At 65.6% G+C, this 26,803-nt stretch carries 23 protein-coding genes; 13 read left to right on the forward strand and 10 right to left on the reverse strand.

The genetic code is table 11. From position 1 onward, the window contains the following. Nucleotides 1–33 precede the first annotated feature (33 nt). The gene (gene dapA, locus N536_RS0104840; RefSeq protein WP_029112571.1) at nucleotides 34–936 is read left to right on the forward strand and encodes a 4-hydroxy-tetrahydrodipicolinate synthase; all 903 of its coding nucleotides are present in this window, start codon (nucleotides 34–36) and stop codon (nucleotides 934–936) included. Then, nucleotides 933–2,642, forward strand: coding sequence for a ribonuclease J (locus tag N536_RS0104845; protein WP_051574256.1), 1,710 nt, complete (start codon nucleotides 933–935; stop codon nucleotides 2,640–2,642). Before dapA ends, N536_RS0104845 begins: the two co-directional genes overlap by 4 nt. 31 nt (nucleotides 2,643–2,673) lie before the next feature. Here N536_RS0104845 and N536_RS0104850 read toward each other — a convergent pair whose 3' ends face one another. The 4 genes from N536_RS0104850 to N536_RS0104865 form a co-directional block, all read right to left on the reverse strand. After that, the gene (locus N536_RS0104850) at nucleotides 2,674–3,915 is read right to left on the reverse strand and encodes a TetR/AcrR family transcriptional regulator (RefSeq protein WP_029112573.1); all 1,242 of its coding nucleotides are present in this window, start codon (nucleotides 3,913–3,915) and stop codon (nucleotides 2,674–2,676) included. A 203-nt stretch (nucleotides 3,916–4,118) separates the two neighbouring features. Continuing rightward, a complete protein-coding gene (locus N536_RS0104855) occupies nucleotides 4,119–5,399 on the reverse strand; it encodes an amidohydrolase family protein (RefSeq protein WP_029112574.1) in 1,281 nt (426 codons plus the stop codon). Between the two features lie 10 nt (nucleotides 5,400–5,409). Beyond that, nucleotides 5,410–6,564 (reverse strand): acyl-CoA dehydrogenase family protein, encoded by a 1,155-nt coding sequence (locus N536_RS37485; RefSeq protein WP_051574257.1) that lies wholly within the window; start codon nucleotides 6,562–6,564, stop codon nucleotides 5,410–5,412. After that, nucleotides 6,561–7,718: an acyl-CoA dehydrogenase family protein gene (locus tag N536_RS0104865; RefSeq protein ID WP_029112575.1), complete on the reverse strand. Its 1,158-nt coding sequence runs from the start codon at nucleotides 7,716–7,718 to the stop codon at nucleotides 6,561–6,563. Before N536_RS0104865 ends, N536_RS37485 begins: the two co-directional genes overlap by 4 nt. Before the next feature lie 138 nt (nucleotides 7,719–7,856). Here N536_RS0104865 and N536_RS0104870 point away from each other — a divergent pair, with 138 nt between their 5' ends. The 8 genes from N536_RS0104870 to N536_RS0104905 all read left to right on the forward strand — a co-directional run bounded on the left by N536_RS0104870 (nucleotide 7,857) and on the right by N536_RS0104905 (nucleotide 17,756). Then, a complete protein-coding gene (locus tag N536_RS0104870) occupies nucleotides 7,857–9,518 on the forward strand; it encodes a nitric oxide reductase activation protein NorD (RefSeq protein ID WP_051574288.1) in 1,662 nt (553 codons plus the stop codon). 26 nt (nucleotides 9,519–9,544) lie between these two features. Continuing rightward, entirely contained in the window at nucleotides 9,545–10,384 is an 840-nt protein-coding gene (locus N536_RS0104875) for a CbbQ/NirQ/NorQ/GpvN family protein (protein WP_051574258.1), read from the forward strand. 101 nt (nucleotides 10,385–10,485) lie between these two features. Next, nucleotides 10,486–11,601, forward strand: coding sequence for an ABC transporter substrate-binding protein (locus tag N536_RS0104880; protein ID WP_029112578.1), 1,116 nt, complete (start codon nucleotides 10,486–10,488; stop codon nucleotides 11,599–11,601). Between the two features lie 4 nt (nucleotides 11,602–11,605). Then, nucleotides 11,606–12,754, forward strand: a complete 1,149-nt coding sequence (locus tag N536_RS0104885) for a spirocyclase AveC family protein (RefSeq protein ID WP_029112579.1) — start codon at nucleotides 11,606–11,608, stop codon at nucleotides 12,752–12,754. After that, the gene (locus N536_RS37490; protein ID WP_036435613.1) at nucleotides 12,747–13,772 is read left to right on the forward strand and encodes an SDR family oxidoreductase; all 1,026 of its coding nucleotides are present in this window, start codon (nucleotides 12,747–12,749) and stop codon (nucleotides 13,770–13,772) included. The genes N536_RS0104885 and N536_RS37490 overlap by 8 nt, the downstream gene beginning before the upstream one ends. A gap of 22 nt (nucleotides 13,773–13,794) precedes the next feature. Beyond that, nucleotides 13,795–15,243 carry an aldehyde dehydrogenase family protein gene (locus N536_RS0104895; RefSeq protein WP_081809057.1) on the forward strand — a complete coding sequence of 483 codons (1,449 nt, stop codon included), beginning with the start codon at nucleotides 13,795–13,797 and terminating at the stop codon, nucleotides 15,241–15,243. An 18-nt stretch (nucleotides 15,244–15,261) separates the two neighbouring features. Beyond that, nucleotides 15,262–16,488 (forward strand): cytochrome P450, encoded by a 1,227-nt coding sequence (locus N536_RS0104900; protein ID WP_029112581.1) that lies wholly within the window; start codon nucleotides 15,262–15,264, stop codon nucleotides 16,486–16,488. Further along, nucleotides 16,485–17,756, forward strand: a complete 1,272-nt coding sequence (locus N536_RS0104905) for a cytochrome P450 (protein ID WP_029112582.1) — start codon at nucleotides 16,485–16,487, stop codon at nucleotides 17,754–17,756. The genes N536_RS0104900 and N536_RS0104905 overlap by 4 nt, the downstream gene beginning before the upstream one ends. Here N536_RS0104905 and N536_RS0104910 read toward each other — a convergent pair. Both N536_RS0104910 and N536_RS0104915 read right to left on the reverse strand, forming a co-directional pair. Further along, nucleotides 17,749–18,951, reverse strand: a complete 1,203-nt coding sequence (locus tag N536_RS0104910) for a cytochrome P450 (RefSeq protein WP_029112583.1) — start codon at nucleotides 18,949–18,951, stop codon at nucleotides 17,749–17,751. The genes N536_RS0104905 and N536_RS0104910 overlap by 8 nt on opposite strands. A gap of 32 nt (nucleotides 18,952–18,983) precedes the next feature. Continuing rightward, nucleotides 18,984–19,769 carry a spirocyclase AveC family protein gene (locus N536_RS0104915; protein ID WP_029112584.1) on the reverse strand — a complete coding sequence of 262 codons (786 nt, stop codon included), beginning with the start codon at nucleotides 19,767–19,769 and terminating at the stop codon, nucleotides 18,984–18,986. A gap of 286 nt (nucleotides 19,770–20,055) precedes the next feature. Here N536_RS0104915 and N536_RS0104925 point away from each other — a divergent pair, with 286 nt between their 5' ends. After that, nucleotides 20,056–20,934, forward strand: coding sequence for a mycofactocin-coupled SDR family oxidoreductase (locus N536_RS0104925; protein WP_029112585.1), 879 nt, complete (start codon nucleotides 20,056–20,058; stop codon nucleotides 20,932–20,934). Here N536_RS0104925 and N536_RS0104930 read toward each other — a convergent pair. Genes N536_RS0104930 through N536_RS0104940 form a run of 3 tightly spaced genes read right to left on the reverse strand, consistent with a single transcriptional unit; the run spans nucleotide 20,931 to nucleotide 22,948 of the window. Beyond that, on the reverse strand, nucleotides 20,931–21,803 hold the full coding sequence (locus N536_RS0104930; protein ID WP_029112586.1) for an SAM-dependent methyltransferase: 873 nt from the start codon (nucleotides 21,801–21,803) through the stop codon (nucleotides 20,931–20,933). The genes N536_RS0104925 and N536_RS0104930 overlap by 4 nt on opposite strands. 3 nt (nucleotides 21,804–21,806) lie before the next feature. After that, entirely contained in the window at nucleotides 21,807–22,625 is an 819-nt protein-coding gene (locus N536_RS0104935; protein ID WP_029112587.1) for a mycofactocin-coupled SDR family oxidoreductase, read from the reverse strand. Between the two features lie 8 nt (nucleotides 22,626–22,633). Continuing rightward, nucleotides 22,634–22,948: a putative quinol monooxygenase gene (locus N536_RS0104940; protein ID WP_029112588.1), complete on the reverse strand. Its 315-nt coding sequence runs from the start codon at nucleotides 22,946–22,948 to the stop codon at nucleotides 22,634–22,636. Nucleotides 22,949–23,096: 148 nt separating this feature from the next. Here N536_RS0104940 and N536_RS0104945 point away from each other — a divergent pair, with 148 nt between their 5' ends. Beyond that, the gene (locus N536_RS0104945) at nucleotides 23,097–25,631 is read left to right on the forward strand and encodes a DNA translocase FtsK (protein WP_029112589.1); all 2,535 of its coding nucleotides are present in this window, start codon (nucleotides 23,097–23,099) and stop codon (nucleotides 25,629–25,631) included. A 14-nt stretch (nucleotides 25,632–25,645) separates the two neighbouring features. Here N536_RS0104945 and N536_RS0104950 read toward each other — a convergent pair whose 3' ends face one another. Further along, nucleotides 25,646–26,146: an amino-acid N-acetyltransferase gene (locus N536_RS0104950; protein WP_036435514.1), complete on the reverse strand. Its 501-nt coding sequence runs from the start codon at nucleotides 26,144–26,146 to the stop codon at nucleotides 25,646–25,648. A gap of 60 nt (nucleotides 26,147–26,206) precedes the next feature. Here N536_RS0104950 and pgsA point away from each other — a divergent pair, with 60 nt between their 5' ends. Next, nucleotides 26,207–26,803, forward strand: coding sequence for a CDP-diacylglycerol--glycerol-3-phosphate 3-phosphatidyltransferase (pgsA, locus tag N536_RS0104955; protein ID WP_036435517.1), 597 nt, complete (start codon nucleotides 26,207–26,209; stop codon nucleotides 26,801–26,803).

Consider the following 26,803-nt stretch of genomic DNA (forward strand, 5'->3'; position numbering starts at 1 on the left):
AACGCCGGGCCTGAGCGGGTAATCTTTGTCTTCGTGACCACCAGCGGAATCGACGTCAGCGCACGGCTGGGCACCGTGCTGACTGCCATGGTGACGCCGTTCGGCCCGGACGGCTCCCTCGATTTGGCCGCCGCGAAGAAGGTAGCGACGCATCTGGTGGACGCGGGATGCGACGGCCTGGTGGTCTTCGGCACCACCGGTGAATCGCCAACCACCACCGACGACGAGAAGATCGCCCTGCTGGCCACCGTGCTCGAGGCGGTGGGTGACCGCGCCAGGATCATCGCGGGTGCGGGCAGTTACGACACCGCGCACAGCGTGCACATGGCCAAGGCCTGCGCCGATCAGGGAGCCCACGGGTTGCTGGTCGTGACGCCCTACTATTCGCGGCCGCCGCAGGCCGGTCTGATCGCCCACTTCACCGCCGTCGCCGACGCGACACCGCTGCCGCTTGTGCTGTACGACATCCCGCCCCGATCGGTCGTGCCGATCGAATGGGACACAATCCGCACCCTGGCCAAGCACCCCAACATCGTCGCCATCAAGGACGCCAAGGGAGACCTGCACGGCGGCGCGATGATCATGGCCGAAACCGGTCTGGCCTACTACTCGGGAGACGACGCGCTGAACCTGCCGTGGCTGGCCATGGGCGCCACCGGATTCATTAGCGTCTGGGGCCACGTCGCCGCCAGCCAGCTGCGCGACATGTGGTCGGCGTTCACGTCCGGTGACGTGGCGACCGCGCGCAAGTGCCACGTCGCGCTCGGCCCGCTCAACGACGCGCAGAACCGGCTGGGCGGCGTCACGATGGCCAAGGCGGGACTTCGACTGCTGGGCATCGACGCCGGCGAACCCCGGCTGCCACAGATTCCTCCGACGGCCGAGCAGGTCGAGGAACTCGCCGCCGATCTGCGGGCCGCCGGCGTGCTGCGATGAACCGCCCCAGCGAGTCGGCTCCCGTGGCGAACCCCCCACTCGCGCCGCCGGGACCGCTCGCACCGGGAGGCCTTCGGATCACCGCACTCGGCGGGATCGGCGAAATCGGCCGCAACATGACAGTTTTCGAACATCTCGGCCGCCTGCTGATCATCGACTGCGGGGTGTTGTTCCCCAATCACGACGAACCGGGCGTCGACCTGATCCTGCCCGACATCCGCCACATCGAGGACCGCCTCGACGACGTCGAGGCGCTGGTGTTGACCCACGCCCACGAGGACCACATCGGCGCCATCCCGCACCTGCTGAAGTTGCGGTCCGACATCCCGGTGGTCGGATCGAAGTTCACGCTGGCGCTCGTCGCCGCGAAGTGTCGCGAGCACCGCATCAAGCCGGTGTTCGTCGAGGTCAGCGAGGGGCAGAGCAGCCAGCACGGCGTGTTCGAGTGCGAGTACTTCGCGGTGAACCACTCCATCCCTGACGCGCTGGCCATCGCCGTCTACACCGGCGCGGGAACCGTGCTGCACACCGGCGACATCAAGCTCGACCAGCTGCCACTCGATGGCCGCCCGACCGACCTGCCGGGGATGTCGCGGCTCGGCGACGCCGGCGTGGACCTGTTCCTGTGTGACTCGACCAACGCCGAGATCCCCGGGGTGGGCCCGTCGGAGAGCGAGATCGGCCCCAACCTGCATCGCCTGATCCGCTCGGCCGAGGGACGAGTCATCGTCGCCTGTTTCGCGTCCAATGTCGCTCGCGTGCAACAGATCATCGACGCGTCGGTGGCGTTGGGCCGCAAGGTCTCGTTCGTGGGACGTTCGATGGTGCGCAACATGGGGATCGCCCGTGATTTGGGCTTCCTCACCGTGGCCGACGACGACGTCATCGACATCGGCGCCGCCGAGATGATGCCTGCGGACCGAATCACCCTCGTCACCACAGGAACTCAAGGCGAGCCCATGGCCGCGCTGTCGCGGATGTCGCGCGGTGAGCACCGCAGCATCACGCTGACGTCCGGCGATCTCATCATCATGTCGTCGTCGCAGATCCCAGGCAACGAGGAGGCCATCTTCGGCGTCATCGACTCACTCGCCAAGATCGGCGTCCGGGTCGTCACCAACGGGCAGATCCGGATCCACGTCTCCGGTCACGCCTACGCGGGTGAGCTGCTGTTCCTCTACAACGGCGTGCGTCCCCGCAACGTGATGCCCGTGCACGGCACGTGGCGCCACCTGCGGGCGAACGCGGCGCTTGCGGCGAGTACCGGTGTGGCACAAGAGAACATCGTGCTGGCGGAGAACGGTGTCAGCGTCGACCTGGTGGGCGGCAAAGCCAAGGTCTCGGGTGCCGTACCGCTGGGCAAGATGTTCGTCGACGGTCTGATCACCGGTGACGTCGGTGAGGTGACGGTCGGCGAACGGCTCACGCTGTCTTCGGGTTTCATCTCCGTGACCGTCGTCGTCCGGCGCGGCACCGGAAAACCGGTGGCCCCCGTGCATCTGCATTCGCGCGGATTCTCCGAGGATCCCAAGGCGCTCGAACCGGCCAGCCGCAAGGTGACCGAGGCGCTCGAGGTCCTGGTCGCAGAGAAGGTCACCGACCCCGCACGCATCGCGCAGGCGGTGCGCCGCGCGGTCGGCAAGTGGGTGGGCGAGGTCTACCGGCGTCAGCCGATGATCGTGCCGACCGTTCTCGAGATCGACTGACCTTCGGTCACCAGCAGCTCCGAAACCAGGGTTATCGGACTGCCACGCCGCGCAGCACCGTGTCGCGAGCATGAATCAACGACTGCCCGGTGCCGAGGTCGCGCAGAATGTTCTCGGGGATCCATTGCTCGCCGATCACGCAGCGGGCCAGCATCTCGGCAGTGGGGCTGTCGATCCGAATCTCACCGGATTTGATGCCCTCGGATAGCAGCGACTTCATCTGACGAACCCTGGTCGTGAACGACCAGCCCGGGTCGGCCACGTCCGGCGGCGACTGGCGCATCCAGGCCAGCTGGATCCGAAACTCGTCCGGGAATCGGTCGAGCGCGTTGATGTTCACCCACGAGAGTGCGTCGATCTTCTCGAGGGGCGTCGAGTCCGACTTGAGGACGGCGGTCCACCCCGCACCGACCTTCTTGCCGAACGACAGCATGATCGACATCAGGAGTTCTTCCTTTGAGCCGATCACTCGATACACGGTGCCGGTGCCTAGTCCGGCCGCCGACGCGATGTCGCGGACCGTCGTCATCTCATAACCGCGGCGACCGAACTCCGCTCGCGCGACGGCACGCACGTGTGCAGCCTTGTCGTCCCCGTCGGGTTCGTCGTCGCCCCACGCTCTGACGACTTCGTCGGCCGCGGCGAAGGCGTTGGACCGATCGAGGGTCTCGTCGGAGGGATCCTTCGCGGCGAGCCCCTCGAGGATGATCGTGCACAGCAGCGTGGCCACCTGATCGCTCGACGCCTTGTGGCGAATCATGTCGAGGCCGACGCGCAACATGCTCTGTACGGTGCGATCCGCGATCGTGGGCAGATCGACGTCCGACCGGATGTACCCGCTCCACCGCCCAGCGCGCAACGCCTGCAGCATCGCTTCGGTGATCTTCGTCGGTCGGTGCCGCGTCAGCTCCATGAGTTCGGGATCGGCGCTGGGGCCCTCGTAGAAGGACATCTGCAGTGCTGCACGGTGTGCGACCGCACAGCGCGCGATCGCGCAACCCAGTCCGATGATCTGTTCGGCGACCGGCCGCGGATCGGGATCGTCGAGTCGCGCGAGCGCGATGTCGCCGATGCGGTCGAGATCCGCGTGGTACCGGCGGATCAACTCGATCAGAATCGCTTCCTTGGACTCGAAGTGGTGATACAGACTGCCCGCGAGAATGCCCGCAGCATCGGCGATCTGCTGGAGCGAGGTCCGAAGTCCCGATGTCGCGATGACCGTGTTCGCCGTCTCCAGGATTTCGGCGCGACGGGTCGCGTCTGGTCCATCCACGGCGAACGTTGAGGCTTCCGACTTGGTCGACCTCGAGCTGGCTGGCTTGGTCATCGGATCCTGTCATGTCGGCGAGCGTCGCTTAGGCGTTCACACCCCTGCGCAAAGGGCCACCGCGGCGAAGTGTGATTCTACCGATTGATGTCCGTCGTCGGTGGCAACGCGTTGCGGAGAGCAGCTGTTCGACGTCCACGACGGGCGGCTTACGTCGGCAGCTTGGCCACGAGGTCGAGCACGGACACCGTGTCGGTTCCAGTCTTCTTGAGTCGTTCCGAGGATCGGAAGCCGAGGTCGACGTCCGTTGCCTGCGCCCGCAGTGTGCCGACCGTCAACTGCTCCTTGGGGATGTGAGAGAACATGTCGAAGGAGTAGAGCCGCAACGCGTTTTCGTGAGTGATCCGGTTGATCTCGCCGTCGGGCAGACCATCGAGGTAGATGTCCAGGGTCTCGGGCGCCAACGGCCAGGTCGAGTCCGAGTGGGGGTAGTCGCATTCCCACGTGACCATGTCCAGGTTGAGCTTGTCCCGGTTGGCCACCCCGAACTCATCGTCGATGAAGCACAAGGGGACGCGATCGAGGAACACCTCGCTGGGCAGTTTGTCGCCGAAGTCCTGATGCGTCCATGCCCTGTGCATCTTGTACACGCGGTCGACACGCTCCAGGAAGTAGGGCACCCAGCCGATCCCACCCTCGGACAGCGCGAACGTCAGGTCGGGGAACCTGCGGAGCATCGGTGACCAGACCAGGTCCGCGGCGGCCTGCACGATGCTCATCGGTTGCAGGGTGATCATGGTGTCGATCGGCGCGTCGATCGATGTGATCACCACGCTCGAGGACGAGCCGATATGCAAGTTCACGACGGTGTTCTCATCGCTGCAGGCCCGCCAGAACGGATCCCAGTGCGGATCGTGCAGTGACGGGTAGTCGATCTTGGTGGGGTTCTCCGAGAACGTCACCGCATGGCAGCCCTTCTTCGCCACCCGCCGGACCTCCTCAGCCATCAGCTGCGGATCCCAGATCGGCGGCAGCGCCTGCGGAATCATCCGCCCGGGGTAGGCGCCGCACCACTCGTCGATGTGCCAATCGTTGTAGGCCCGAAGTACCGCGAGCCCGAGGTCCTTGTCCTGTGCCCTCGCGAAGTATTGGCCGCAGAACTGCGGATAGGACGGGAAGTTGAGCGCCGCGGCAACACCGTTGGCATTCATGTCGCGGATGCGCTCGTGGATGTTGTAGCAGCCCTCCCGGATCTCGCTGAGCTTGGTGGGCTCAGCGCCATATTCACCCGGTGGACGACCGGCGACGGCGTTGAGGCCGACGTTGGTGGCTTCCTGGCCCTCGAAAACCCATGCGTCAGTGCCATCTTCGCGCTGGATCAGCTTGGGTACGTCGTCCTTGTACTTGGCCGGGATGTGGGCGTCGAACATGTCCGGCGGCTCAACGAGGTGATCGTCGACGGAGACGAGGACGAGGTCGTTCATTTCCATGTTGTGCTCCTTAGGGTTTCGTGGGGTCAGGACTCGCGGTGATGCCCCTGTTCACTTCGATCTCGGGCTCAGTGCCAGCGCCAGCTGCGAGCTGCGCGCCGACTAGCTCCAGATAGTCGCCGGGACTGCCGAGGAAGCGGCTGAAACTCAGCAGGCGTTTGAGATACAACTGGGCGTCGTGCTCCCAGGTGAAACCGATGCCGCCGAACACCTGGATCGCCGTGTCCCCGACGCCGGCAAGGTGGCCGGCGAACGCCTTGACGCGCAACGCGGCCAGGTGGCGCTCGGCACTAGTTCCGTTGTCGGTAGCCCACAACGCATGGAGCACTCCGCTGCGAGCCAGTTCCACCGTCTCGTGCATATCCACGCACAGGTGCGCTACCGCCTGGAAACTCCCGATGGGCACGCCGAATTGGCGGCGCACCTTGGCGTAGTCCACGGTCATCTGCAGAACCTGGCGGGCCGCGCCGAGCGCGTCAGCCGCCCACGCAATGAGCATGTCGTCGATCAGGGCTTCGGCGGCCCGATCGTCGGACTCGGCGATGATCTGCGCGCGAGCCCCGTTGAAGGTGACCCGGAAATGCTTGCGGCTCTGATCGATTCCCGGGTTGGCTTGGATGTCGACTTCTGGTGACGTCATGTGCACGGCGACCAGCACGGTACGGGCATCCCCAGCCACGACCAGCAGAACATCTGCCGCCGCGGCATCATAGACTTGCTCGATCTCGCCATGCAGGGTCACGTCGCCATCCCGGTCGGCGATGGAGAGCTTGTCGGCTGGCGCCTTGACGGCAACGGTGACCACCAAGGAACCATCGGCGATGCCGGCGAACAACGCGGATGCTCGCCGGTCGGCACGGAAGCGAAAGAGCGCGCGGGAAGCCGCAACGGCACTGGACAGCCACGGTCCCGGGTGCAGTGCGGCGCCCAATTCCTCGCACACCAACCCGGCTTCCATCATCGACGTGCCCTCGCCGCCGTACTCCACCGGAACGAGCAACCCCGTGGTTCCGAGTTGGGCCAGGCCGCGCCACACCGCGTCGGTCGTTCCCGCCGGATCGTCCAGCATCGGCCGCACGTGATCGCCGATGGCAGCCTTCTCGGCCAGGAACTGACGCACGGTGTCACGCAACGCCAACTGTTCGTCTGTCAGTTCGAGATTCACGAGCGCGGTAGTCCGAGTACTCGGTGCGCGGTGACGTTCTTGTTGATCTGGGTGGTGCCGCCGGCGATGGTGAGCGCATGTGACGTCAGGCGGAACTCGTCCCAGCGCCCCCCGGCGGTGCCGGGCCCGAGCGCGTCGAACGCCAGCGCGGCGAGATCCTTGCCGATCCCACCCCACACCGACTTGGCCAGGCTGGCGGTGGCGAACGGATCTCCGCCGTGCATCCCCGCCGATATCGAGCGCTGACACAGCACCTCGAGGTTCTTGATGCGCACGTCGAGTTCTCCTAGGCGGCACAACGTCGTTGGGTCCTCGAGTGGAGTTCTTCCGTTTGACTGGGTACATGCCAGGTCGGTGACGAGGTCCTTCAGCCGCACCTGCATCTCGGCGTACAGCCTCGCTGCACCTGCACGTTCATGGCTCAGCGTGGTCGTGGCGACCTGCCATCCCATGTTCAGTGGACCGAGCAGTGCATCGGCGGGTACGCGCACGTCGTTGAAGAAGACCTCGGCGAAGTCGGTGTCGCCGTTGAGCGTGACCAGAGGACGCGCGTCGATTCCGGGCAGGGACATGTCCACGATGAGGCACGAAATGCCCTTGTGCTTGGGAGCTTCCGGGTCGGTCCGGACATACAGCTGGCACCAGTTGGCGCGATGGCCCAGTGAGGTCCAAATCTTCTGCCCGGACACCACGAAGTCGTCGCCGTCGCGCACCGCCTTGGTGCGCAGTGAGGCGAGGTCCGAGCCGGCCTCTGGCTCGGACATGCCCTGGCACCAGATGTCGGCGGCGCGCAACATGCGGGGGAGCAGTGCCGCCTTCTGGACTTCCGTGCCGTACTGCATGATCGCGGGAGCGATGTTGTTGATGCCGATGATGTTGAGCGGGACCGGAACCCGTGCCCGCGTGGTCTCCTCCGCGTAGACGAGTTGCTCGAGCGCGCCAGCCCCTCTCCCGCCGTACTCGCCGGGCCAGGAAACCGCGGCCCAGCTGGCGTCGGCCACGGTGGCGTTCCACGCGCGTAAGGTCTCGAACGCGCGCTCATCGGTGCCGCGCCTTGCGCCGCAGTCGATCACGTCGTCGGTCAGATGCGCAGACAGCCAGGATCGTAGTTCTTCGCGGAACTGTTCCGCCTGCTGCGAGTAAGAGAAGTCCACGTGCTTCCGTCAATGTGAAGGGGATTGACTGCGACTCATCCGGGACACTACCGTGGAACAGATATTTGGTCAACGTGTTGGTGTCGACCGGACGGGAGCCGTGTGGAGGGCGTCGAGGATGAGGTGCAGGGGCTCGGGATGCTGGCATCGGCACTGGCCGGGCGCCCGCTGACGGTGACGGCGGCGGATGCAGGCGAGCGGTCTTGGACTGACGGCAGAACCGTGTTCCTGGCACCCGAGACTGGCGCTCACGAACAGCTGCAAACACTCGCGGTGCAGGCGTCCATGCTGGCCATGGGAAGTCTGGAGCCCGAGATCGTGCGCCGGCTCACCAGGCGCCCGGCGCTCGCACACCGCTACCTCGCCGTGGAAGCACACCGGGCGCTCGGCGCCAATCGGGACCTGCTGCCTTGGCGCATGCGATCCCTGACTGACGAAGGGGTCGCCAAAAGGACCGACTCGCCTGCTTCGTCGCTCGCGATCGCTGAAAGTCGGGAGCTCATCGCCGATCCGCCTGCAAGTTTCGGGGTGATCAGGGCCCGCAGGCTACTCGCCGCCGAGCGCGCGGCGGAGAAGTCCGCCGACACCGGCCCGCCGGGCCGGCATGTGCCGCGCAGGACGGCGGATTCCGCGCTGCCCGAACTCGACGAGGCGGCCGACGAGGACGAAGAGGTCGTCGATCCGTTCTCCAGCGCGGTCGGCGGCGGCGGCGCGATCGGCAAAGCGTTGCAGCGGTTGCTGAGCAATGTGCGTCAGCTCGGCGGTGGCGGCCCGCCCGGCGCGGACGCTGCCACCCGCAGGCGCCGCTCGGCGACCCCCCGGGCCGGAGCGGTGGTTTCGTCACTGAGGCCCGCACCCCATCGGGATGACGGCAATGCCGCTGACGGTGCCGGCGTGAAATACCCGGAGTGGGACGGACATCGGCGACGCTACCGACACGACTGGTGCACGGTGCGGGAGATCGAGGCCAGTCGTCTCGCCGAGGGGTGGACGGTGCCGGATGGCCACGCCCTGAGGCGTGCACTGGCCCGCCTGGGCATGGGGATGAGCCACCACCACCGCCAGAGGCAAGGCGACGACATCGACATCGATGCCGCCGTAGAAGGACGCGTCGAGCTACTGGCCGGGTCGGCCCCCGACGACGCGATCTACGTCGACACGCTGCGGCGTAGACGCGATCTGTCCGTTTTGATCCTGCTGGACATCTCCGGCTCGGCGGCCGAGGCGGGTACCTGCGGACAGACCGTGCACGACCAACAACGGTCGGCGGCGGCGGCGCTGACGAAGGCCTTGCACGAGCTTGGTGACCGGGTAGCGCTCTTCGCGTTTCGTTCACAGGGCCGCTCGGATGTGCGCCTGACACCGGTCAAGAGATTCGACGCCCGGTTCGACACCGCCGCGATGCGGCGGCTCTACGGCCTCAAGCCGGGCGCCTACTCACGGTTGGGCGCGGCGATCCGCCACGGCACCGCGGTGTTGCGCGATCGGTCGGGGACCCCGCGACGCCTCCTCGTGGTCCTCTCGGACGGACTGGCCTACGACCATGGCTACGAGCGGGTGTACGGCGCGGCGGACGCACGACGTGCACTGGCGGAGGCCGGGCGTCATGGCATCGGGTGCCTGTGCCTGACCGTCGGCGCCTCCACGGGCATCGCGGAGCTCCGCCGCGTGTTCGGGTCTGCGGCCCATGCGACCGTCGCGACACCCGAACAGCTCAGCCAGGTGATCGGCCCACTGTTTCGCGTGGCGCTCAATCGTGCCGAGAGCCGTAGAGGGTACCAAAGATATGTTCCGAACTAGCCCGTTCACGAAGGGAGAGCGACAACGTGACGCTCAACCGATCTGACGCCGAGCTCGATGGAGCGCAGGCACCGGTGCGAGAGCCCCGTCCCTACTACGAGTCGGTCGCCAACGAGGAAGAGGTCTTCAAAGCTGCCTATCGGCAGGGCCTTTCGATAGTTCTGAAGGGACCGACCGGTTGCGGGAAGACTCGATTCGTCGAGGCGATGGCCCACGACCTGGGTAGGCCGCTCATCACGGTGTCCTGCCACGACGACCTCACCACCGCCGACCTGGTCGGCCGCTACCTCCTGCGGGGCGGCGACACCGAGTGGGTCGATGGACCCCTTACCCGCGCCGTGCGCGAAGGAGCCATCTGCTACCTCGATGAGGTGGTCGAGGCCCGCCAGGACACCACGGTGGTGTTACACCCGCTGGCCGACCACCGCCGTCAGTTGCCAATCGACCGCCTCGGCAACACATTGGATGCGGCGCCCGGCTTCGGCCTGGTCGTGTCCTACAACCCCGGCTACCAGAGCGTGCTGAAGGACCTCAAGGACTCCACGCGACAGCGCATGGTCGCCATCGAGTTCGGATTCCCGGAGCCAGGCGTCGAAGAACGCATCGTCTCCTACGAGGCAGGCATCGACCACGAGACGACCACTCAACTGATCCGGTTCGCGCAGGCGATTCGCCGGCTGGAGACCGGTGGATTGCGGGAGGTCGCCTCGACCCGAGTGCTGATCGCCGCCGGGCGCTTGATCGTCGAGGGACTCGGTATTCGAGAGGCCGCACGAGCCGCCATCGCGGGTCCACTCACCGACGATCCGTCGGTGACGCGGGGCCTTCTCGAGATGATCGACGTATACCTGGGCGAGCCGGGCTAGTCGGCCCGTCATTGACGCTGTGGAGTCCCGCCCATTACTGTCAGAACAAATATTAGGTTGTCCGCGATTGCGTTGCAGCACCGCATTGCCATGGAGGTCAAATGTCGTACGAAAGCACCGCTGAGCCGATCAAGGTGGGCTACCTGATGGACTTCACGCTCCCTCCGGGTTTTCCGGAGGAGCTCTTCGCCTCCTTCACCCAGTGCTTCGACCTCGTCTTCGAAGAGGCCGTCGAGCAGGGGCTGATGGACCGTCCAGTGCAAATGATCTATCGCGAAGTGGAGGGTCTGCCCAAGGGCTCGGTCAAGGCGGTGATCGATGCGTACGGCGAACTCGTCGACGAAGGGTGCCTGGTGGTGTTCGGTCCGAACATCACAGACAACTGCGTGCCCGTGCGCGAGGCGATCGAGGAACGCTTCAAGGTGCCCGCCATCAGCGTGACCGGTACCGACGACTGGCTGGGCGAGTGGACCTTCGCCTTTCCTCAGGGGTCCATGACCGACGAGCCGATCTTCCTGGCAGACCTGGTCGCCAAGCGCCGGCTCACCGAGATCGGCGTCCTGGTCGAGCAGAGCCTCATCGGCGAGAGCTACCTGGAGAACCTACGAAGCGCGTGTCGCCGCAAGGGTATTCGGATCGTCGCGGAGGTCGAGATCGCGCAGACGGCGCAGGACATCAACACCGCCGTGCAGACCCTGCACGACGCGAAGGCCGAGGCGATCGTGCACCTGGGCTTCGGATTCGGGATCGTCTTCATCAACCCGGCGCTCGAGACGCTCGGGTGGGACCCTCCGCGATTCACCACCACGGCGTTCCAGAACGCCTGGGTCAACCCGATCATGTGGAACGCGTTCATGGGGTGGGTCGGGGTCGACCAGTACGACGAGGGGAACCCGATCGGACAGAACTTCCTGGACCAGTACGCCGACAGGTACAACGGCAGTCGTCCCGAGTTCTGCGTGACGGTGGTGAACCGTGACGTCGCCGCCACCCTGGTCCGCGCTTTCACCGATGCCCATCCGCTCAGCCCGCGGGGAGTCAAGGAAGCGCTGGAGCGGGTGAAGATGTTGCCCGCCGCGTCGGGTGCGCCCGGAACCCGGGTGTCCCTTGGCAATTGGACCCGCCGCGCCTGGATGGGTTCCGGATACCTGGTCGCACGGACCCTCGATGCCGACGGCGTCAACTCGCATCTCGTCGATCGCTTCGGGGAGGAATGAAGCAATGACCACAGACGAATCCGCGGCGGCGGTGTCGGAGCAGACGAAACCGTCGACGAGCTCCGGAAAGCCCGGCGGCAGTTGGGGTTCGTGGCTCGCGGGCATCGGCTTGCTCGCGTTCGTCGGCTTGTTCCTCGCCGTCTCGCGGACGGCGCTCGACCCCCGCGTCGCCAACCCGAATACCGACGGTAGACCGCGTCCCGTCGAGTACCTCTTCGGATTCGGCAACTGGATGTGGTGGGTCCAGATCGGAACTGCCCTCATGCTGGTGCAGTTGGTCGTCATCTTCATCATCGGCTGGAGGCGCAACCCGGGAAGTCCGGTGATGTTGATGGTCCTGTGCACCACCTTGATCGTGTGGCAGGACCCAATCATGAACTGGGCGCCCTTCGCGGTGTACAACCCCGATCTCCTGCACTGGCCCGAATCGTGGCCGCTGATCATGATGTCTCCGACGGTCGAACCCTTCATCGTGTTCGGCTACGTGACGTTCTACTTCGGCCCGTACTTCGTGGCGGTGTGGATCCTTCGCAAACTGCAAGCCAAGCGGGCTCCAGAGGCATTCGTCTGGCGCCATCCGCTGATCAGTCTAGGTCTGCTGATCCTGGTGATTGGGTTCGTCTTCGACGCGATGCTCGAGATTGGCTCGATCCGCACCGGGATGTACATCTACTCGCAGGTGATTCCATTCGGCTCGGTCTTCGTCGGAACTCCGTTCCAGTTCCCGCTGATTTGGGAGTCGCTCTCGGTCACCTTCGTCATGATTCCCGCGGGCATCCTCGTCTACCGCGATGACACCGGGAAGTCGGTGGCGGAAAAGCTCGCGGCCAAGGCGAGGCTATTTCCGACGAAGCCGGTGCTCGGCACGTTCCTCGTGATGTTCGCGATCACCAACGTGGCGTACTTCACCTACGGTGCCTGGTTCGCCGCCATCAAGATGAGCGGCGCAGCCACGTCGGTCGCCTGTCCGTGGCCGTACCCCGAGGCGAAGGTGTTTGACCCGCAAGGGTATTACGAGAAGGAAGGCGCCCAGGGCCCGTTCTCGGTTGGAAAGTGGGCGACGTGGCAGAGCGGCGTTCCGAACGGACGGCCGAATGTCGAGCCGCCGCCGCTCGGCGATGGCCGGTGCGCACCCGAGCAGCAGAATGGCTGAGCCGCGCAGTGTCGTCATCACCGGCGCCTCCCGCGGGCTCGGCTTCGCGTCCGCAGTGCACCTCTACGGGCAGGGCTGGCGGGTCGTCGCGGCCATGCGGTCGCCTGACAAGGGCCTTGCGCTCCTGCGGCAGGCCACTGGTGCTCGGCAGGACGACGACCGACTGATCGGCGTTCAGCTCGACCTCGGTGACCGAGCGTCGATCACGGCCGCCGCCAAGATCGTCGACGAAGCCGTCGGCGCGCCCCACGCTGTGGTCCACAACGCCGGAATCTCGGCAGCCGGGATGGTCGAAGAATCGCCACTCGATCTGTGGGAGAACATGTTTCAGACTCATGTGGTCGGACCGGTGCAACTCACCCAGGCCCTGCTGCCTGCGATGCGGACCGCTGGTCGAGGCCGCATCGTCATGGTGTCCAGTCAGGGCGGCGTCCGCGGCATGCCTTCGATCGCCGCGTACTCGGCGTCCAAGGGGGCGTTGGAACGGTGGGCCGAGTCGATGGCAGGCGAGATCGCACCGTTCGGACTCGGGGTCACGGTGTTGGTGACGGGGACGTTCGACACCGACATCATCACCGACGCGGGTACTTCCGACCTGCGTGACTTCGACGGACCGTACACCCGGCTGCACACCTCGATCGACAGACGCGGCCGCTTCGCCATGCGCATGGCCAGCCCACCGGACAAGTTCGCCCGAACACTCAGCAAGGCGCTCGAGGACACCGCGCCCTACACCAAGCATCCCGTTGGGCCCGACGCCCGAATGCTGGTGCTGGTCAATCGGTTGCTTCCGCAGGCCGCGATGTATCAGATGAGCCGGGTCGCGATGGGACTTCCACGCCAGGGCGCGATACGTGACGGCGCAGTGCCGTTGAGCATCGGGCAACGGCTGATGATCCGCGCCGCAACCACGCTGCCAGCGCCCGTTATGCAGCGAATCGCGTTGTTGGTCATGAAGTTCGGCCCGAAGCCCAAACCCAGCGAAGCACCGGGACACGAGAGTGGAGACGATGTCTGAAACTGCTGCCTTCGAGGCGCGGATGTTGATCGACGGCAAGCTCGTCGACGGCGAGGCGGGGACGTTCACCAACACCAACCCCGCGAACGAGGCAGTCCTGGGCGAGGTCGCCGATGCATCGAGGGCCGACATGAACCGCGCCATCGATGCTGCGCGTAAAGCCTTCGACGAGACCGATTGGTCGCGAAGCCCGAAGTTCCGTCAACGGTGTCTTCTTCAACTTCACGATGCGCTCGAGCATGAGAAGGAAGCGTTGCGTGAGGAATTGATTCTGGAGGCGGGGTGTCCCCGTGCGATCACGTACGGCCCGCAACTGGATGCGCCGTTGTCCGACGCCCTCAAGTACCCCGCCGAGCTGATCGACCGCTACCCGTGGGAGACCGACCTCGGCGATGCCTTCATTGCGCTGACTGGGCGCACGACCAGGCGCAAGGTGTGGCGGGAGCCAGTCGGAGTCGTTGGCGCGATCGTGCCGTGGAACTTCCCGTTCGAGGTCACCATCCACAAGGTTGCCCAAGCACTTGCGACCGGCAACACCCTCGTCGTCAAGCCCGCACCGGCCACCCCCTTCAACGCCACCCGACTTGGGCGGTTGATCGCCGAGGCCACGGATATCCCAGCCGGCGTGGTCAACATCGTTACCGCGTCCAACCACTTGGTGGGGGAGGAGTTGACCCTCTCTCCCAAGGTCGACCTCATCTCCTTCACCGGATCGACCGCTGTCGGCCAGCGCATCATGGAAAAGGGCGCAGCCACCATGAAACGTCTCTTCCTCGAGCTCGGCGGAAAGTCGGCGACCATCGTCCTCGACGACGCCGACCTGGCCACGGCATGCCTGGTCGGGATCGGGCCGTGCATGCACGCCGGCCAGGGCTGCGCCAATCCCACCCGCCTTCTGCTCCCAAGGTCGCGCTACGACGAGGGGATCGCGATCCTCAAGGGGATCTACGACAACGTCGCTCCGGGCGACCCCCAGGATCCAGCGACTCTGTGCGGGCCGGTGATCTCGGCCAAGCAGCGGGAGCGCGTCGTGGGCTACATCCAAAAGGGCATCGACGAGGGCGCCACGCTGGTGTCGGGTGGTGTCGACGCACCTGCAGGCTTCGACAAGGGATTCTGGGTCAAGCCAACACTGTTCGCAGATGTCGACAACTCGATGACCATCGCTCAGGAGGAGATCTTCGGCCCGGTGCTCGCGGTGATTCCCTACGACGGCGAGGTCGACGCCATCCGGATTGCGAACGACAGCAAGTACGGACTGGCGGGCAACGTCATGTCCGGGTCGTTGGATCGTTCGCTGTCTGTGGCGCGCCGGATTCGAGCGGGTTTCATCGGCCTCAACGGCACGGTCGGATACGGCGCCGACACCCCGTTCGGTGGTTACAAGGCCAGCGGTGTCGGCAGGCAGAACGGCACGGCCGGCTTCGATCAATACACCGAAATCAAATCGGTCGCCTACCCGGTCGACTGAAAAGGACAGGGGAGCAACATGGAAGACCTATTCGACGACCTGGAAGACTTCGGATCGTTCGACGACGTCGTCTCGGGCGACGTGCGGGATCCCTACCCGGAGCTGGCGCGGCTACGCCGCGAAGAGCCGATACAGCGGATCGACATGTCCGCGATGCCCGGTGAGGAAGGCAAGCCCGTCTTCATCGTGTACCGACACGAGGACGCCCAACAGATGTTGCGCGACAACGAGACGTTCTCGTCGTCGGGCGTCATCGCGGCGTTCGGCCCGGTCCTAGGCGAGCGCGTGATGCTCGGCATGGACGAACCGGTGCATGGCAGGTTGCGCGCTCTGGTGTCAAAGGCGTTCTCGCAGAAGGCCTTGGCCCATTGGGAAGATGAACTGGTCGGCCGCGTGGGAAACGATCTGATCGACGAGTTCTCGGCAAACGGGAAGGCCGACCTCGTGAAGGAGTTCACCTTCGCCTATCCGAGCCAGATCATTGCGGGCTTGCTGGGGCTGCCGCGAGAGGACTACCCACAGTTCCAACGCTGGTCCATCTCGCTGCTGAGTTGGATGGTGAATCCGGAACGGGGCCTTGCTGCTTCGGCTGCGCTCTGTGATTATTTCGCGCCGATACTCGAAGCGCGCCGCGCGGAACCCAGGGACGACTTGATCAGCCGCCTCGCTGACGCCGAGATCGAGGGCGAGAAACTCGCCGACGAGGAGATCTTCTCGTTCCTGCGCCTGCTCCTGCCTGCCGGTGTGGAGACCACGTATCGATCGTTGGGGAACCTGCTCTTCGCGCTGCTTTCGGATCCAGCTCAGCTGGAAGCGGTTCGTGCCGACCGGTCGCTGCTGCCACAGGCCATCGAGGAAGCGGTGCGCTGGGATCCGCCGCTGCTGACCATCACGCGGGTCGCTACCCGCGACACAGAACTGGGCGGGGTGCACATTCCCGAGGGCTCGTCGGTGATGCCGATGCTGGGGGCGGCGAACCGACAGGATGACCGCTATCCGGACCCCGACAAGTTCGACATCTTCAGGCAGGCGAGGGGACACCTCGGCTGGGGGCATGGCGTACACGTCTGCCTCGGCATGCACCTGGCCCGCCTCGAAATGCGGACGGCGATCAATCTCCTGTTGGACCGGCTACCCAACTTGCGGATGGATCCCGACGGCGACGACCCGCACATCCGCGGCCAGGTGTTTCGCTCACCGACGTCGCTGCCCGTGCTGTTCGATCCGACAACTCAGACGTCATGAGCGATTTCGAGTCAGTCGACTACTTCTTCGATCAGTCCCTCGTCCCCGACCCATATCCGTACTACGACTATCTGCGTTCACAATGTCCGGTACGACCGGCGACACCGCACGGGGTCGTCGCCATCACCGGCCATGCCGAGGCACTCGCGGCGTACAAGGACCCGGCACTCTCATCCTGCGTTGCGGTCGCGGGACCGTTTCCGCCGCTGCCCTTTACACCGGAAGGCGATGACATCAGCGCGCAGATCGCCGAGCACCGCGACGCCATACCGATGGCCGAACACGTCGTGACGATGGACTCCGCCGACCATGCGAAGACGCGGGGCCTGTTGAGCAAGCTGATCACCCCCAAGCGACTCAGTGAGAACGAGGATTTCATCTGGCGGCTGGTCGATCTGCAGATCGATGAGTTCGTTGAGGGTGGTTCCTGCGAATTCATGGAGGACTACGCGAAACCGCTGTCGCTGTTGGTGATCGCGGACCTGCTCGGCGTTCCGCTCGAGGATCACGATGAGTTCCGGTCGGTTCTGGGCAATGAACTCGTCGGTGAGCTCGGCGAAGCAGATACCGTGACCCACAACCCATTGGCGTGGCTCGACGACAAATTCAGGACCTATATCGCCGATCGCAGGCGCGAACCCCGTGCGGACGTGCTGACCGAACTCGCCGCCGCGACATACCCGGACGGCTCCGTGCCCGACGTCGACGACGTCGTGAAGCTGGCGACGTTCCTGTTCGCGGCTGGAATGGAGACCACGACGAAGCTGCTCAGCACCGGCATGCGTGTGATCGCCGAGCGTCCCGACATCCAGCAGTCACTTCGCGACGACCGGTCGCAGATCCCGGCGTTTCTCGAAGAGTCGCTGCGAATGGAGAGCCCGGTCAAGAGCCACTTCCGCTTGGCGCGCTCCACGACGAGCATTGGTGACGTTGACATCCCGGCCGGGACGATCATCATGTTGCTTCCCGGTGCCAGCAACCGTGACCCACGGAAATTCGAGAATCCGAATGAATTCCAGCACGATCGGCGCAATGTGCGCGAGCACGTGGCGTTCGGACGCGGCGCTCACTCGTGCCCCGGCGCGCCGCTGGCACGCGCCGAGGCGCGCATCTCGATGAATCGCATTCTGGACCGGATGTCCAGCATCAGGATCTCCGAGGCGGCGCACGGCCCAGCCGGGAACCGCACGTACGACTACGATCCGACATTCATCATGCGGGGACTCAGCGCACTGCATGTGGAGTTCGACCCGGTTTCGACTAGGTGACCTTCACCGGCAGCTTCGCCCAGCCCCGCACGCTAGATGTCCGTGCGCGGGTGGCGTTGGCGTAGTCGACTTCCCAGTCGGTCCATCGCTTGAGGACCTCTTCGAACGCGACGCGTGCCTCGAGCCGCGCCAAGGCTGAGCCCAGGCAGAAGTGCGCGCCCTGGCCGAAGCTGAGGTGTCCGCCCGTGCGGTGGACGTCATAGCGATCGGGTTCGGTGAATCGCGACTCGTCACGATTGGCAGAACCGTTGAGTAACAACATGTACGAACCCTCGGCGATGGTGTGACCGTACAGTTCGACATCGCGCGCGACGTAGCGTGCCTGCACGGGGGAGGGAGCCTCGAACCGCAGAGTTTCCTCCACCGCAGCCGGGATCAACGCTGGAGTGGCAGCGAGTTCACGTCTCTGGTCGGGATGCTCACCGAGCAACTGGCCCATGAAACCGATGAGGCGGGCGGTGGTTTCGTTGCCGGCGCCCGCGATCATTGCGGTGTATGCGAGCACTTCGGTGCGTTCGAGCCGGCGTCGGCTTCCGTCTGGCTCGTCCACTTCGGCGTTGAGCAGTTCGGTCATCAGATCGTCGGACGGGTGCGTAGAACGCCACTCGACGTACTCGACGAACAAGGCCATCGAATCTTGGAAGATCGTCGGGCTGATGTCGCCGGATCCGTCCCCTGCCGCGACCGTGATGCTCTCGTCGTTGAGATCGCGGATCTGCTGCTGTCCTTCTTCGGGGATACCCAAGAGGTAACCGATGGTGCGCATCGGCATGAATGCCCCGAGATCGGTCACGAAGTCGAACCCGTCGGCGTCGCGCAGCGGATCCAGTGCGCGCGAGCAGAACTCGCGGACCAAGTCCTCGACGGCGAGCATCCGGCGCGGGGTGAAGACGCGCGACAACAGGCGGCGGTGTAGATCATGCAACGGTGGATCCTCGAACAGCAGGATGCCAGGCGGCACCTCGATGCCACTGAACAAGATGTCGGCGGTTGTTCCGTGTCCCGACCGGTAGGTCTGCCAATCCGGAAGGGCCCGCGCGACGTCCTCGTAGCGACTCAACGCATGGAAACCGTACTTCTGGTTGAAGTACAGCGGCGCCTCTGCGCGCATCCGACGCCACACCGGATGGGGATCGTCGTCGATCGTGTGGTCGAACGGGTCGTAGTACAGGTCGACAGCTGGGTCGATCGTCACCGCAATACCTCTTTCGCGCTTGGGTCAGGACATCATTGGGGTTGGTTCGGCACCGCGGGGAACAGTTGCTCCCCCGATCCCGAAGTCACGTAGCCGCCCAGCTTCGTGACGAGGTGCGGTGCGAAAACCGCTCCGTAGACCACATTTCCGAGCACGATCACGGCGACGACGGACAGCACCGCCGACTGCAACTTGGTCTTCGACACCTTGTCGGACCACATCTCGATGACATTGCGCCCTTCGGAGTCGGTGCGCCCGAGCAGATAGGTGAAGACCATCACCTGCACGCCCATCGCGATCGCGTCATAGATGGGGTACTGATGGACGGAGCCCTCGAACAGTCCAAGGCCTGGGATCACGTATGCGTAGTAGAAGACGCCGAGACGTGCGCCGATGCCTCCGTTGAAGAGCAAGGCAAAGCAGAAACCGACGAGTAAGCCCGCGGCGAGCAACGTGATCGGCCTGCGCCAGCCGAAACGCGCGCTCAGCGACCGCCCGAGTGCCGAACCGATCACGGCGGGCAATACGAAATACCCCATGTAGCCAACGGGTACCGACGAGGGCAGCCCACCCCAGGTCATGTTCAGCGGCCACCACGACGGCATGCGCGGCAGGGCCGGCGGGAACTGCGCGTACATCGCCCAGTCGTACGGTGCCTCGATCCACGAGAACGAAATCGCCGAGATACACAGCAGCAGAAGGGGGTGCAGTCGCCCGCGCCGGACGCTGAGGTACACCCCGATGACCAGGAACACGCCACCGCTCACCCAGCCGAAGATCACCGACGCCGTCAGCAGCGGTGTCAAGTCGGTGTTCATTTTCTCGGCTCGTCGTCCGCGTGGCCGCGCGCCTCGGGATCGAAGTAGATGACGAGTCCAAATATCAGCACGATCAACGCGAGCAGCGTTCCCAGCATGATGACCTGTCCCACGACCACACCTTCACCGAGTAATAGTGTCCACATTGTGTGCCACCAATGGTGGACCTTACCCAACCCGAACCAAAGAATTGGTCCGAAATGCTTGCTTTGCCCATTCATGGGCCATACGTTCAGTCAGAGTTCCATTGCGGGGCGCTCAGCCCGCACAGACTGACGGAGGTCACATGGCCGGAAGGCTCGACGGCAAGGTCGCATTCATCACTGGGGCAGCACGTGGACAAGGACGTGCCCACGCGATTGCGATGGCGAAGGAAGGGGCCGACATCCTCGCCGTCGACATCTGTCGGCAGATCGATTCGAACCCGTACCCGCTGGCAACACCCGACGATCTTGCGGAGACAGAGCGGTCGGTGAAGGCGCTCGGCCGCCGCGTCGTCGCGAGAATCGCCGACGTGCGGGAGCGTCACGAGCTGCGCGACGCGGTAGAGGCGGGGCTAGCCGACCTGGGCAAGATCGACACCGTCGTGGCCAACGCCGGCATCCTCCCGATGGCCATGGGCAAGCCCGACCCGATGCAGTTCGTCGACGCGTCGGACGTCGACCTGCTCGGTGTGATGAACACCGTCGCCGTCACGGTGCCACACCTGCCCAACGGGTCGTCGATCATCGTGACGGGGTCGACCGCGGGGATGATTCGCGGCACGACTGACAACCCGAACATGGGGCCCGGCGGTGCGGGCTACGGGTGGAGTAAGCGCATCGTGATGGAGTACGTGGAGGAGATGTGCCTGCACCTGGCCCCGCGGCTGATCCGGGTCAACGCCATCCACCCGACCAACTGCAACACCGACCTGCTCCAGAACGACGGCATGTACAGCATGTTTCGCCCCGACCTCACCGCGGAAGGCAAGAAGGCCACGCGCGAGGACGCCGAACCGCTGTTCACCATCTTCCAGGCCATGCCGATCCCGTACGTCGAACCAGAGGACATCGCAAACCTCGGGGTCTTCCTCGCCAGCGACGAGAGTCGCTACATCACCGGACAACAAATCCGCGTCGATGCGGGCTCGCTACTCAAGTGGCCGAACGGTCCAGGCGGCTAGATCTTCTCGGCGTAGGCCGACCATTCCAGCTGCGACGCAGTGAGATTCCGACCCGCCGGCCGGACGTAGCGGTCCATCAGCTCGTCGGGCCCGGCCTGGTCGATCAGCCGCCAGCCGTATTCGGCGAGGAACCCGTCGACGTCCTCGGGCATCATGCCGAACTTCCACACCTGGCTGCGCTGACGAAACCTCCGGTAGACGCTCGCGGCGCCGTACAGGTTGCGGCCTTCGATGAAATCGCGCCGCACGTACGTGAAGTCGAGTCTGCTGCCGCTGGCCGCCTGGCGGAGTTGATTGAACGTGGCCTCGACCGCGGCGGTGGTCAGGTACTGCGTGACTCCCTCCCAGACAAAGAAGGTGGGGGAGTCTGCGCGGTAGCCGTACGACGCGAGCGTCGCCATCAGGTCGTCGTGTTCGAAGTCGACCGACACCAGCCGCACCGAGGGTGGCGCCCCGCCGAAAACCCTTGCCACTACCGCACGCTTGCGTGCGATGTTCACCGGCAGGTCGACTTCGAAGACGGGAACATTCGCGTGCCGGGCGAGGCGGTAGGGACGGGTGTCCAGCCCGGCGCCCAGGATCACCACGGCATCGACGTCCGCGAGCGACTCCGCCAGGTTGTCGTCGATGTAGCTCTTGCGGCACGTGATGTTCGCCCACAGGCCCGGACCGGACCGCTCGGACGCCGCGATGACGGCGCGGCGCACCTGGGCGAAGCGGGTGGCGCGCACGAGCGCCTGCAGCGACCGCGGCAGGAACGATGCCGCCAAGTCGTCATCCACCAAGCGCTGGTCGGGCGGTTCGTGCTGCTCGATTGCCGACAGCACGATGGGGCCAAAGGCCGTCTGGGCCGCAGGATTTCGAGCCACGGATCAGCGCTTGTTGACGTACCCGGCGTCCACCGGCAGCGTGACGCCGGTGACGTAGCGGGCCGCGTCGGACACCAGCCACAGGACGGCGTTCGCGATGTCCTCTGGCTCGAGCGTCTGTACCGGCAGCGCGTTGCCCATGTCGGGGCCGCCCTGCTCCTCTTGAGCCAGACCGTCCAGCCAGCTGCGGATGAACTCATTGTCGATCATCGGCGTGTTCACTCCGGCCGGATGCACGGAATTCACCCGGATGCTGTGCGGTGCAAGGAGGTTGGCGTACACACGCATCAGCCCGACGATCCCGTGCTTGGCGGCGGCATAACCCAATGAGCCGGCCATCGGGGACGCGAGTCCCACCAAACCGGCGACGGAGCTGGTCAAGACGATCGCTCCGCCGTTGCCCGCCTTGATCATCGGCCGCATCGCGACGTCGACGGTCTGGTAGACGCCCGTCAGGTTGACGTCGATCACGTCCTGCCACGCATCCTCGCCGGCCATCGGCGCGATGCCCGCGTTGGCCACGGCAATGTCGAGCCGGCCGCCCAGTTCCTCGACGCCCGTCATCAGTGCGCTCTTGAGCGCGGCGCGATCCCGCACGTCGGCCTGCTGGGCGACGATTCGGGCACCGGTGTCCTCGACGAGCTTGACGGTGGCGGCCAGATCCTCGGGTGTGGCCAGGGGGTAGGGGACCGACGCGATCTGGTCGCACAGATCGACCGCGATGATGTCGGCTCCCTCGGACGCAAGCTTCACCGCGTGTGCGCGGCCCTGCCCGCGGGCCGCACCGGTGATGAAGGCGACCCGCCCGCTCAGTGAACCCATGTCGACGGTCAGCTGCGCAGCCGGCCCTTGGCGGGATCGCCCGCGACCACGGGTTGCAGCATCTTGATGTCGGGTGCGCCGTCCAGGTGCTCGCCGATGGTGCCGAACAGCGCGCCGACGGCGGGAGCGGTGCTGTGCGTCTTGAGTGCTTCCTCGTCTGCCCACTGCTCGACGAAGACGAAGGTGCCGTTGGCCTCGTGCAGCGCGTACAGCTCGCATCCCGGCTCGTCGTGCACCGCCTCGATCGCGCGCTTGCAGGCGTCGCGGACGGTGTCCACGGATTCGGGCTTGGCGGTCATGGTGGCGACGACGACGACGGGCATGGGGGATGGGCTCCTCGGTGAGTTCGGGGGTGACGACCGGACAAGTGTCCACCCTACTAATGCGAAGACAAGCTAGAAAGATTGCAATCGACCTGTGACCAGTGTGGCTGATGGTGGTTATGGGGCCTCTGCGACTAGGCTGGCCGCCATGGCAAGTAAGACCGCTGCCCGCTCGGGAGCACGTTCGAGCAGGTCGAAGACCGGATCGCGGAGCCCAGCGCGGCCGGCTCGGCCCGCTGCCCCGCGCCGCAAGCCCGCGCGACGCCCGGCATCGTCCACGGCCGCCGCGGGGGCTGGAGCCGCCATCGGCCGGGGTGCCAGGGCCGGTTGGATGATGCTCGCCAAGGGTGCCGGTACGACCGCACGCTCCGTCGGGCGTGCGCGTGACCTGGAGCCCGGGCACCGCCGCGACGGCATCGCCCTGGGCCTGCTTGGCCTTGCGATGGTGTTGGCGGCCAGTTCGTGGTTCGACGCGGCCCGTCCCGTCGGGGGCTGGATCGACACCGTCGTGCGGGTCGTGATCGGCTCAGCGGTGGTACTGGTGCCGATCCTGCTCGTGGCCATCGCCGTCGTGCTGATGCGCACCGAACCGAATCCCGAGGCGCGGCCGAGGTTGATCCTCGGCTCCGCCATGATCGCGCTGCCCGCACTCGGGTTGTGGCACCTGTGGGCCGGTGCGCCCGCGGATCCGGTCGCACGCCGCGACGCCGCCGGGTTCACCGGCTTCGCGCTGGGCGGACCCCTCGCCGACGGTCTGACGCCCTGGATCGCCACGCCCCTGCTGATCATCGGGGTGCTGTTCGGCCTGCTGCTCGTCACGGGCACGACGATCCGCGAGGTGCCCTCGACCCTGCGGGAGCTGTTCGGCACCGGCTACCGCGGCGACGAATACGGCGACGACTACTACGACGACGAAGACGACCAGCCGCAGGCGGCCGGACAGTCCGAGGACTTCTCCGACGGGTACTACGACGATCCCGCGGGCTACCAGGGCGACGAGGCGCAGGCCTGGCCGGGTTCGGGGCCAAAGGACGCCACGCAGCCGGTCGGCACGCCGTACGACAACTACCCGCTGGAGGACGACGCCCCCACGGTCCCCGAGCCGTCCGTCCGTGCGTCGCGCAGGAAGAAGGAGAAGCCGGCCAAGAAGGAGGAGACGCTCGCGCTCGACCGCGTGGTCGAGGGCCCGTACAACCTGCCGTCGATGGACCTCCTCGTCGCAGGCGACCCACCGAAGAAGCGCACCGCGGCCAACGACCAGATGGCCGAAGTGATCACCGAGGTGCTCAAGCAGTTCAAGGTCGACGCCGCGGTCACCGGCTGCACCCGCGGTCCCACCGTCACCCGCTACGAGGTCGAACTCGGGCCGGGCGTCAAGGTCGAGAAGATCACCGCCCTGCAGAAGAACATCGCCTACGCGGTGGCCACCGACAGCGTCCGGATGCTCGCGCCGATCCCTGGCAAGTCCGCTGTCGGCATCGAGGTGCCGAACACGGACCGCGAGATGGTGCGGCTCGCCGACGTGCTCACCTCGCCGACGACCCGCCGTGATCACCACCCGCTGGTGATCGGCCTCGGCAAGAACATCGAGGGGGAGTTCCTCTCGGCCAACCTCGCCAAGATGCCGCACCTGCTCGTCGCGGGTTCGACCGGCTCTGGCAAGTCGAGCTTCGTCAACTCACTGCTCGTCTCGCTGCTGGCGCGGGCCACCCCCGAAGAGGTCAGGATGATCCTGATCGACCCGAAGATGGTGGAACTCACGCCGTACGAAGGCATTCCCCACTTGATCACCCCGATCATCACACAGCCGAAGAAGGCCGCAGCTGCGCTGGCCTGGCTGGTCGAGGAGATGGAGCAGCGCTACCAGGACATGCAGGCGTCGCGGGTGCGTCACATCGACGACTTCAACAGCAAGGTCCGCTCCGGCGAGATCACCACGCCGCTGGGCAGTGAGCGCGTGTACAAGCCGTACCCGTACATCCTGGCCATCGTCGACGAGCTCGCCGACCTGATGATGACCGCGCCCCGCGACGTCGAGGACGCGATCGTGCGGATCACCCAGAAGGCCCGTGCGGCGGGCATCCACCTGGTGCTCGCCACCCAGCGGCCGTCGGTGGACGTGGTGACCGGTCTGATCAAGACCAACGTGCCCTCGCGGCTGGCGTTCGCCACGTCGTCGCTGACCGACAGCCGAGTGATCCTGGATCAGCCGGGCGCCGAGAAGCTGGTCGGCATGGGTGACGGTCTGTACCTGCCCATGGGTGCCAACCGGCCGATCCGATTCCAGGGCGCCTACATCAGCGACGAGGAGATCTCGTCCGTCGTGGAGGCGTGCAAGGACCAGGCTGAGCCCGAGTACACCGAGGGCGTCACCGCCGCGAAGCCCACCAACGAGCGCACCGACGTCGACCCCGACATCGGTGACGACATGGACGTCTTCCTGCAAGCCGTCGAGCTGGTGGTGTCGTCTCAGTTCGGGTCGACGTCGATGTTGCAGCGCAAGCTGCGGGTCGGGTTCGCGAAAGCCGGCCGGTTGATGGACCTGATGGAGACACGCAACATCGTCGGCCCCAGTGAGGGATCGAAGGCCCGTGAGGTGCTGGTCAAGCCCGACGAGCTGGCGGGGACGCTGATGCTGATTCGGGGCGGCTCGGATGCCAACGGCGGCGATGACGAGGACTGACCGCGGCGCGGCGGTCAGTCCAGCGTCAGCAGCATCCGGGTGTTGCCAAGGATGTTCGGCTTGACGTAGGACAGGTCGAGGAACTCCGCGACACCGAGGTCGTACGAGCGGCACATCTCCTCGTAGACCTCCGCGGTCACCGGGGTGCCGTCGATCTCCTTGAAGCCGTGGCCGCCGAAGAACTCGGTCTCGAAGGTCAGCACGAAGATCCGCTCCAGGCGTAGTTCCCTCGCCACGTCCAGCAGGCGCGACACCACGGCGTGCCCGACGCCACGTCCGCGCACCTTGGGGTGCGCTGCAATCGTGCGGAGCTCGCCGAGGTCGGCCCACAGGACGTGCAGTGCGCCGCAGCCCACCACCTCGTCGTCGACCTCGGCGACCCAGAATTCCTGGACGGATTCGTAGAGAGTGACGAGGTTCTTCTCGAGCAGGATCTTGCCGGCGTATACGTCGACCAGCTGCTTGATCGTCGGGACGTCGGAGGTGCGGGCCCGACGGACGACCAGCCCATCCATCTGGGGCGCTGCATTCACAGCTGCGAGAATATCCGCTGGCGCAACGGATATCCTGGTCACGTGCCGGTGCCACCAGATACTGACCCGGTGATTCCGCGCGCCGGTATCGCGAACATCGCCAACGTGCTCACCGGTGTGCGCATGGCACTGGTGCCCGTGTTCCTGCTGGCGCTATTCGTCGGCGACGGCCACGAAACCCGTTGGCGCGTAATCGCATTCGCGATCTTTGCGGCGGCGGTGATCACCGATCGCTTCGACGGTGCGCTGGCCCGCAGCTACGACCTCGTCACCGAATTCGGCAAGCTCGCCGACCCGATCGCCGACAAGGCGCTGATCGGTGCGGCGCTCATCGGCCTGTCGCTGCTCGGCGACCTGCCGTGGTGGGTGACGATTCTCATCCTGGCTCGTGAGATCGGGATCACGATTTTGCGCTTCGTCGTGCTGCGTCGCGGTGTCATCGCCGCCAGCCGCGGCGGCAAGCTCAAGACGCTGGTGCAGGCGGTGGCCATCGGCTTGTTCGTCCTGCCGTTGTCCGGCGCCTGGCTGACGGGCGCCTGGGTCTTCATGTGGGCTGCGATCGCGTTGACCGTGGTCACCGGCGTCGAGTACGTCGTGTCGGCGTTCAGGGACGGACGCGAACCGCCGTTGGCGGTGTAG

This window comes from Mycobacterium sp. URHB0044, assembly GCF_000620625.1.
Taxonomy (GTDB): Bacteria; Actinomycetota; Actinomycetes; order Mycobacteriales; family Mycobacteriaceae; genus Mycobacterium.